We start from the raw sequence: 7,850 nt of genomic DNA, 5'->3' as shown, positions 1-7,850 counted from the left end.
TGCCGTACCGCTCGAGGTCGGCGATGCCCTGTGCGGCGCCCTTCGCGACGATCTCGGCGGTGTGGGGGTTGGCCAGGAAGTAGCTCTCCTTGATGGTGTCCGCGGCGTGCTGCTGCCAGCTGTCCTCCGCGTCCATCGTGCCGAGCGCTGCGTTGATCCCGCCCGCCGCGAGCGACGTATGGGTGTCCATGCGCGGCCGCTTGCCGAGGGCCAGCACATCGACACCCTGTTCCGCGAGCTCGATCGCGGCCCGCAGGCCCGACCCGCCCGTCCCGATGACCAGCACTGTCGTTGAGATCCGACGTTCGGTGGTGTTCATACTCAATCCGACCACCGGCGGCCGGAATTCGTGACAGGTTCAGGCTGTGAGGATTCTCAACATGTGAGATGGGTCATCGGTCGAGATGCGGGCCGCTCGTCCCGCTTGGTCTGCTCCACGGCGACGTGACGATCACTACCAACCGGGTTGTGCCGGTCAGCAGTGGATCGCGGCCAGCTCGGCGAACACGACGCGGTTCAGGTGGAAGGCGTGGTGCGCCTCCGCGAGCGTGGTGGCCACCTCGTCCTCGTCCAGCTCGAGGCTGTCGAGCTGGCCGCGGTACGCGTCCTTGAACACCTTGATCTTCGGGATGTCGGGGAACGTGTAGAAGTCCACCCCGCCCTCATCGAGGCCGTAGTGCTGCTTCATCATGCGCTTGACGATCTGTCCGCCCGACAGGTCGCCCAGGTATCGGGTGTAGGAGTGCGCCGCATAGTGCGGCAGGCTTCCGCTGACCTCGCGCACCCGGTCCGCGTAGTCCCGGGTGGACGGCAGGATCCGGATCTCCTCGCGCCACGACGGCCCGTACAGGAACGCGAGGTCCCGCTCGATCGCCGGGACGCGCGTGAGCTCGTGGAAGACGAGGCCGGCGCCCCGCTCGTCGTCGCGCACCGCCGTGCTCGCCTCTTCGAGCGCCTCGTAGACCACGAGCAGCTGGGCCGAGAGATCGGCGTAGGCCGCGCGGTTCAGCGCGCCGGACATGAGCTGCTCGATGAAGTCCTCGGAGTTGGCGGCGCCGTGGTCGGCACGCGTGCCCTCACGCAGGAGGGCGGACAGCGGGGTCTCTTCCTCGACGGGCAGGCTCATGGATTCTCCTCCGACGCGGCGGCAGCGTGCTGACAAACTGTCATCACGTCGCGAGCATAGCAACCGGAGTTAGGTCTACCTAACCCTCGACTGAAACTCCGTCGGCCGACCTTCGGGCTACCGTCGTCGTATGTCTGTTGCACGGTCTGCTTCGCCGTCCGGCCTGCCCGCGCCCGTCTTCGTCGACGTCGGCGGTACCCGCGTCGCGACCTACGGGCTGGAGCCGACAGGCCGGCCGCCGGTGGGCGACGTCGTGCTGTGCCACGGCACCCCGTGGTCGGTGCGGGTGTGGGAACCGGTCGCGCTGGCGCTGAGCCAGGACCATCGCGTGTTCCTGTGGGACATGCCCGGGTACGGCGCGTCGTCCAAGGACGTCGCGGACCCGGTCGACCTCGTCGCCCAGCGACGGCGGTTCGCGGCCCTCCTGCGGCACTGGTCCCTGGACCGGCCCCAGGTGGTGGCGCACGACATCGGGGGAGCGGTGGCGCTCGGCGCGCACCTCCTGGAGGACGTCGACGTCGCCGGCCTGTTCCTGCTCGACATCGTGACGCTGGAGCCGTGGGGATCGCCGTTCTTCCGGCTCGTGGCCGAGAACGAGGCGGTCTTCGCGGCGGTGCCCGGCCCGCTGCACGCCGCCCTCGTCAAGGAGTACATCGCCGGTGCGGCGAACCACGGCCTGTCCGACGCCGCGGTCAAGGCGCTCGCGGAGCCCTGGCTCGACGGGGCCGGTCAGGCCGCGTTCTACCGGCAGATCGCACAGCTCTCGCCCGCCGACACCGCGCCGATCGTGAGCGGCCTCGGCCAGGTGCGCTGCCCGGTCCGCATCGGCTGGGCCCTGGACGACCCGTGGATCCCGTTCGAGCAGGCCGCGCGGCTCCGCGCGGCACTTCCCGGCGAGCCCGAGGTGGTGAAGTTCGCCGGTCGCGGTCACCTGGTGCCGCTGGAGGACGCCGACGCCGTCGGCCGTGCCGTGCGGGAATGGCTCGGCACGGGCGCGTGACGGCGTCGACGTCCTCCGTGACGGCTCGTGCGGGGGCGCGGAAAACGTGTGGCGAGGCCTTCGCCGTCGGGCATAACGTGTGTGCCGGCGAGCGTGAGGCGTGACGACCCTCGGCCCGGGTGACCGGGCGAGCGCCCTGCCCGCGCGTGCGGCGTACCGACGAGAGGCCGGGGTCTCCCGGCGAAGGAGTGGTGGCACCGCGACCTAGCCCCCGCCCGCTCCTCCAGGGCCTTCGCTCTCTGGAGGACTGATGAGACCACCTTCGCGAACCCCTGCGGCGTCTGCTTCTGCCGCTGCTGTTCCTGCCGCCCCTGCCGCCAGGCCCGCTCACCAGCCGGCTCGCACGCTGGCGCGTGACCTCGCCGCCGCGGCCCCGGGTTCGTCGGTGCGACTGCAGGGCTGGGTCCACCGCCGTCGTGAGCTGGCGACGGTGACGTTCCTCGTGCTGCGGGACCGCACGGGCCTGGCGCAGGTGGTGGTGCGGTCCGGTCCTGGTTCCGTGGCACCCCAGGTGCCGCCGGAGGAGACCACCGTCGAGGTGACCGGCACGGTGACCGCGAACCCGCAGGCGCCTGCCGGAGTGGAGGTCACGGCGCCCGTGATCACGCCGCTCACAGACGCCGCCGAGACCCCGCCGGTGGAGCTGTGGCGGCCGGCGCTGACGGCCGGGCTGCCCACGCTGCTCGACCACGCGGCGGTCGCCTGGCGGCATCCCGCGCAGAAGGCGCGGTGGGAGGTCGCGGCGGCGAGCCTGCGCGGCTTCCGCGCCACGCTGGACGCGGCCGGCTTCACGGAGATCTGCACGCCCAAGCTCGTGGGCACCGCTACCGAGTCGGGGGCGAACGTGTTCCCCGTCGACTACTTCGGCCGGCCCGCGTACCTGGCGCAGTCGCCGCAGTTCTACAAGCAGCAGATGGTCGGCGTCTTCGAGCGGGTCTACGAGGTGGGGCCGGTCTTCCGCGCCGAACCGCACGACACGGTGCGGCACCTCGCGGAGTACCGCTCGCTCGACGTCGAGCTCGGGTTCGTCCGGGACCACCGCGACGTGCTGGCGGTGCTGCGTGACGTGCTCGCCGGGATGGCCGACGCCGTGCGCGACTCGGGAGCCGCCGAACGCCTGGGCGTCGAGGTGCCCGAGGTGCCGGCACAGATCCCGGTGCTCCATTTCGCCGACGCCCTGGCACTGGTCGGGGCGCCGTCCGACGAGCCGGACCTCGCCCCGGAGCACGAACGCGCGCTGGGGGAGTGGGCCCTGGCCGAGCACGGGTCCGACTTCGTCGCCGTCGAGGGCTACCCCATGGCGAAGCGGCCGTTCTACACGCACCCCGAGCCCGGATCGGGCACCGCGCCGGACGGGGCGCCCGGGGGCGAACGGTGGAGCAACAGCTTCGACCTGCTGTTCCGCGGCCTCGAGCTGGTCACCGGGGGCAAGCGGCTGCACCGCTACGCCGACTACGTCGCGGCGATCGAGGCGCGAGGCGAGGACCCGGCGTCGTACGCGTCGTACCTCGCCGCGTTCCGGCACGGGATGCCGCCGCACGGCGGGTTCGCGATCGGCCTGGAGCGCTGGGTGGCGCGCCTCGTCGGGGCGGCCAACGTCCGTGAGGTGACGCCGTTCCCGCGCGACCTGCACCGCCTGACCCCGTAGCCGGGACCTGACCGCCCGTGGCCGGCAGGACGTCAGGAGATCGGAGACCCGGAGTGCCGACGACCTGACGTCCTGCCGACCGTGCAGGTCAGGGGTGCCGGCGTGTCAGTGGTGACCGCTACCTTGTGGCGCGCGCTGCTGATGCGGTGCGTCACAGGGGCGAGGTCTGCCCTGTGACCGACGGCTGGGTGAGGAACGAGATGCTGCAGGAACTGGTGGACCGGGTCAAGGGCGGCGACGTGGCGGCCAAGGCGGTGCGCGACGCACTGGCCCCGCTGAAGCTGCACGGCCTCGGCCTGTACGACGACGCGGTCGGGTACGTGCTCCACGGGGCGACACCCGAGGTGCTGATGAACGTGCAGCAGCCGGGCACCGTGGACCTGGACGCCCTGTTCGGCGCTCCGTTCCAGCTCTGGTCACGGTGGGTGTCGCCCGACGTCGTCAAGCAGGTGGCGGCGGTGCACAAGGGCTGGAACATCGACGTCGGCGTCGCGGCGCGCGGACGCCTCTACGCGTCGGCCGACGTGCCGGTCCTCGCCCGCATGGGCAGGCTGCTCGCGCACGTGCTGGACACCTCCGAGGTGCCCGCCGTCGTCCCCGCGTGGTTCTACGTCCTGGTGTACGACGGCGCCCGGCGGGGGACGAGCCACGGCCACAACCACGCCAAGCCGCAACCCGGCGTCGCCGACCGGTGGCTCCCCGCCCTCCTGGAGCAGGTGGCCGTCGAGGGCGGCATCCCCGCCGCCGACGCGGCGAGCACCGTCCTCACGGCGATCCTGTACCGGAGGGCCAACGAGCGCTCCTGGTACCGGGATCCGCGCGAGGCCATGGCCGGGCGTCCGGAGTTCGACCAGTACGTGACCCAGCACGTCGGCACGCTCGCCGACGTCACCAACGGGCTCGGCGCGCACGGCAAGCAGGAGGTGCTGACGCGCATCGGCAAGCGCACGGCCGAGGCCGGACTGGTCGAGATCGTGGCGACGCTCGCCGTGGACAAGGCGAAGGGCGTCCGGACGAGCGCCCTGAACCACCTGGCCGCGCACGACGACGTTGCGCAGGTAGCGCTGCTGCGGCCCCACCTCACCACGATCCCGACCGGACAGCTGAGCGAGGCGGTGACCCGGCTGGTCGCCCTGGACGGGGGCATCGACGCGCTCGACGAGGCGCTGGCAGCGCTCCGGGACACCGACGGCAAGGTGCCCGCCGGCCAGACCGCACGCGTACGGCTCCTGGAGCAGACGGTGGAGCGGTCCCGCGCCCTGGACGACGCCGGCCCGGGCGCGGGTACGGACCTCACGATCGAGGTCCCCGGCTACGAGCCGCTGGCCGACCCGGTGGTGGAACCCGGCTGGGCCGCCGGCGCCCGTACGCTGCTCGACGAGCAGATCGCCAAGGCGCGCGTGCAGCTCGACCTCGCCACGCACGGCGGCGACGCGAACAAGTACTGGGCCGAACGCGCGCGGCGCAACCTCAAGGACCTCCAGTCGATCACGGACGCCGACCTCGCGGCCGTCCCCGACCGGGTGACCGGCGTCGTGACCACCACGAACAAGACGCGCCTCCGCAACGCCGTGCTCTTCCAGTGGGTCGCCGGCGAGCTCCGCACGCTGTTCGCCGAGCCCGGCCTCATGCTGGCCGTCCGCGTGCTCGCGCTCCGGGACGGGGAGGCACAGCCCCACTTCGTCTGGGCCCTGCGCCCGTACCTCGACCAGTCCACCGACCTGCGCCAGGTCCACGACGGCCTCGTGCGGGCCGGGGTGCGGAAGCCCGACGAGCAGATCTGCGACATGGTGTTCCAGACCTGGTGGGGCGGCGAGACGCTCGCGCCGTCCATGGTCTGGCCCTACTTCGCCGAACGCCCCGAGGTCCTGGGCCGTTACCTCGGCACGGACGAGAAGTACCGCGGGGGCACCGGCACCGCGCTGCGGGTGCTGCGCGAGTTCCCCGTCGTCCCGCCGAGCCTGCTGGCCCAGCTCACGACGCTCGCGCTGGGTACCGGCAAGACCCACCGCCGCGCCGCGCAGGAGGCGCTGGAGGCACACACCGGCGCACGGAGCCTCGCCGAGCAGGCGCTCGCTGACCCCAAGGCCGAGGTGCGTGCCTCGGCCGCCGCCTGGCTCGCGCGGATCGGCGACCCGGTCGCGGTGCCCGCTCTGCGGGCCGCCCTCACGAAGGAGCGCCGGGAGGCGGCACGGGCAAGCCTGCTCTCCGCGCTGGAGACCCTGGGCGACGACATCTCCGCCGACCTCGCACCCGCGGTCCTGCAGGCGGAGGCCACCAAGGGCCTGAAGGGCAAGCTGCCCGCGAGCCTCGGCTGGTTCCCGTTCGACCAGCTCCCCGAGGTGCGCTGGGCCGGCTCCGCCGGTGAACAGGGCGCTGTCGTGCCGCGTGACGTCGTGCGCTGGTGGGTGGTGCTGGCCACCAAGCTGAAGTCGCCGAGCGGCGACGGGCTGATCGCCCGCTACGTCGGCCTGCTCGACACCACCTCCCAGGCCGCGCTCGGCTCGTTCGTGCTGCGGGCCTGGGTCGCCCAGGACACGCGCAACCCCGCCGTCGAGCACTCGCGCGAGTACGCCGACCAGCACGCGCAGTCGCGGTGGACCAGCCTCCAGGCCTCGATCAAGCGCTACCCCGGGTACTACGGCAACCAGGCCGACCAGACCGTCGAGGACATCTGGAAGACCCTGTACCGGCAGGACCAGGCGACCTACCTCGGGTCGGCCACCCAGGAGAAGGGGCTGCTCGCGCTCACGGTCGGGATGCCCGGAGCCGAGCTCGCCACGACCGCCCAGCACTACTTCGCCGCCCACAAGGGCCGCCGCGCGCAGGCCGAGTACCTGGTGCGGGCGCTCGCCGCCAACGGGGACCGGGCAGCGGTGCAGCAGCTGCTCGCGATCTCCCGCCGGTTCAAGCAGCGCAGCGTCCAGGAGACGGCGTCCGCGCTCGCCCAGGACATCGCCGACCGCAACGGCTGGGACGCGGACCAGCTCGCCGACCGGACGGTGCAGACCGCCGGGTTCGACGACGACGGGATCCTGCGCCTGGACCTCGGTTCGCCCGACGGCGAGCGGGTCGTCACCGGTCGCATCACCGACGCCTTCACGCTGGAGCTGCGCAACCCGGCGGGCAAGGTCGTCAAGGCCCTGCCGGCCCAGCGTGCGTCCGACGACGCCGAGGCCTACGCCGAGGCGAAGCAGCAGCTCAAGCAGGCGCGCTCCGAGCTGAAGGCCGTCGTGGCGCTGCAGACCCAGCGCTTCGGCGAGGCCATGGTCACCGGTCGTACCTGGAGCTTCGCCGACTGGCGCGAGTTCGTCCTGGGGCACCCGCTGATGGCACGCCTCGCCGCACGCCTGGTGTGGGCCGCCGAGCTGCCGGGTGCGTCCGACGTCGACGCCGAGGCACGGGCGGCCGTCACGTTCCGGCCCGGCGACGCCGGTTCCCTGATCGGCGTCGCCGACGAGGACGTCACCCTGCCCGACGACGCGCGGGTGTCGCTGGTGCACGCCGTGACTCTCGGGGACGACGAGGAGACCGGCGCGCCGGCCTGGCGCTCCCACCTCGCCGACTACGAGATCACGCCGCTGTTCGACCAGGGCCTGGGCGCCGACGCCGAGGGCACCGAGCTGCTGCCCGACGTGCCGGACACCGCCCGCGTGATCGAGACCCGCAAGGGCTGGCTCAGCGACTCGTTCACGATCCGCGGGCGGGCCACGAAGCTCGGGTACACGCGGTCGCAAGCCGAGGATGCGGGCTGGTTCAACGCCTACGTCAAGGAGTACCGGGCCCTCGGCCTCACCGTCGAGATCGAGTTCACCGGCGCGTTCCTGCCCGAGGAGAACATCACCGCCGCCGTCCGGCAGCTCGTTTTCCGGCGCACCGGCACGTGGGGCGACCAGGGCCTCTTCGCGCTCCGGGACGTACCGAAGGCGCTGCTGGCGGTCTCGTACCGGGACTACCTGACCGTGGCCGACGGCGGGGTCTTCGACGCGGACTGGGAGAAGAAGAGCGAGTACTGAGCGGGCAGCGCGCACCCGCAGCACACCGACGCAGCCACACCCCCGACAGCACCGCGAGAC

At 72.5% G+C, this 7,850-nt stretch carries 5 protein-coding genes; 3 read left to right on the top strand and 2 right to left on the bottom strand.

The genetic code is table 11. The features are described 5' to 3' along the window. Together LUU90_RS02905 and LUU90_RS02900 are read right to left on the bottom strand one after the other, a co-directional pair. Positions 1-319: FAD-dependent oxidoreductase (locus LUU90_RS02905; protein ID WP_275001742.1), on the bottom strand; the 319-nt coding region annotated here is incomplete at its 3' end. A 156-nt stretch (positions 320-475) separates the two neighbouring features. Beyond that, positions 476-1,126, bottom strand: a complete 651-nt coding sequence (locus tag LUU90_RS02900; RefSeq protein WP_275001740.1) for a heme oxygenase (biliverdin-producing) — start codon at positions 1,124-1,126, stop codon at positions 476-478. A gap of 130 nt (positions 1,127-1,256) precedes the next feature. Here LUU90_RS02900 and LUU90_RS02895 point away from each other — a divergent pair, with 130 nt between their 5' ends. The 3 genes from LUU90_RS02895 (at position 1,257) to LUU90_RS02885 (ending at position 7,790) form a co-directional block, all read left to right on the top strand. Further along, on the top strand, positions 1,257-2,126 hold the full coding sequence (locus LUU90_RS02895) for an alpha/beta fold hydrolase (RefSeq protein WP_275001739.1): 870 nt from the start codon (positions 1,257-1,259) through the stop codon (positions 2,124-2,126). 346 nt (positions 2,127-2,472) lie between these two features. Then, positions 2,473-3,774 carry an aspartate--tRNA(Asn) ligase gene (gene aspS / locus LUU90_RS02890; RefSeq protein WP_275001763.1) on the top strand — a complete coding sequence of 434 codons (1,302 nt, stop codon included), beginning with the start codon at positions 2,473-2,475 and terminating at the stop codon, positions 3,772-3,774. 200 nt (positions 3,775-3,974) lie between these two features. Further along, positions 3,975-7,790 (top strand): DUF4132 domain-containing protein, encoded by a 3,816-nt coding sequence (locus LUU90_RS02885; RefSeq protein WP_275001738.1) that lies wholly within the window; start codon positions 3,975-3,977, stop codon positions 7,788-7,790. The last annotated feature ends 60 nt before the right edge of the window (positions 7,791-7,850 follow it).

The organism is Promicromonospora iranensis (assembly GCF_028994775.1).
GTDB lineage: Bacteria > Actinomycetota > Actinomycetes > Actinomycetales > Cellulomonadaceae > Promicromonospora > Promicromonospora iranensis_A.
This window is presented reverse-complemented; position numbering and strand designations above follow the sequence as displayed.

Coding starts and splice junctions, on each gene's coding strand:
- LUU90_RS02885 (WP_275001738.1), top strand. CDS start 3,975: ATGCTGCAGGAACTGGTGGACCGGGTCAAGGGCGGCGACGTGGCGGCC.
- LUU90_RS02895 (WP_275001739.1), top strand. CDS start 1,257: ATGTCTGTTGCACGGTCTGCTTCGCCGTCCGGCCTGCCCGCGCCCGTC.
- LUU90_RS02900 (WP_275001740.1), bottom strand. CDS start 1,126: ATGAGCCTGCCCGTCGAGGAAGAGACCCCGCTGTCCGCCCTCCTGCGT.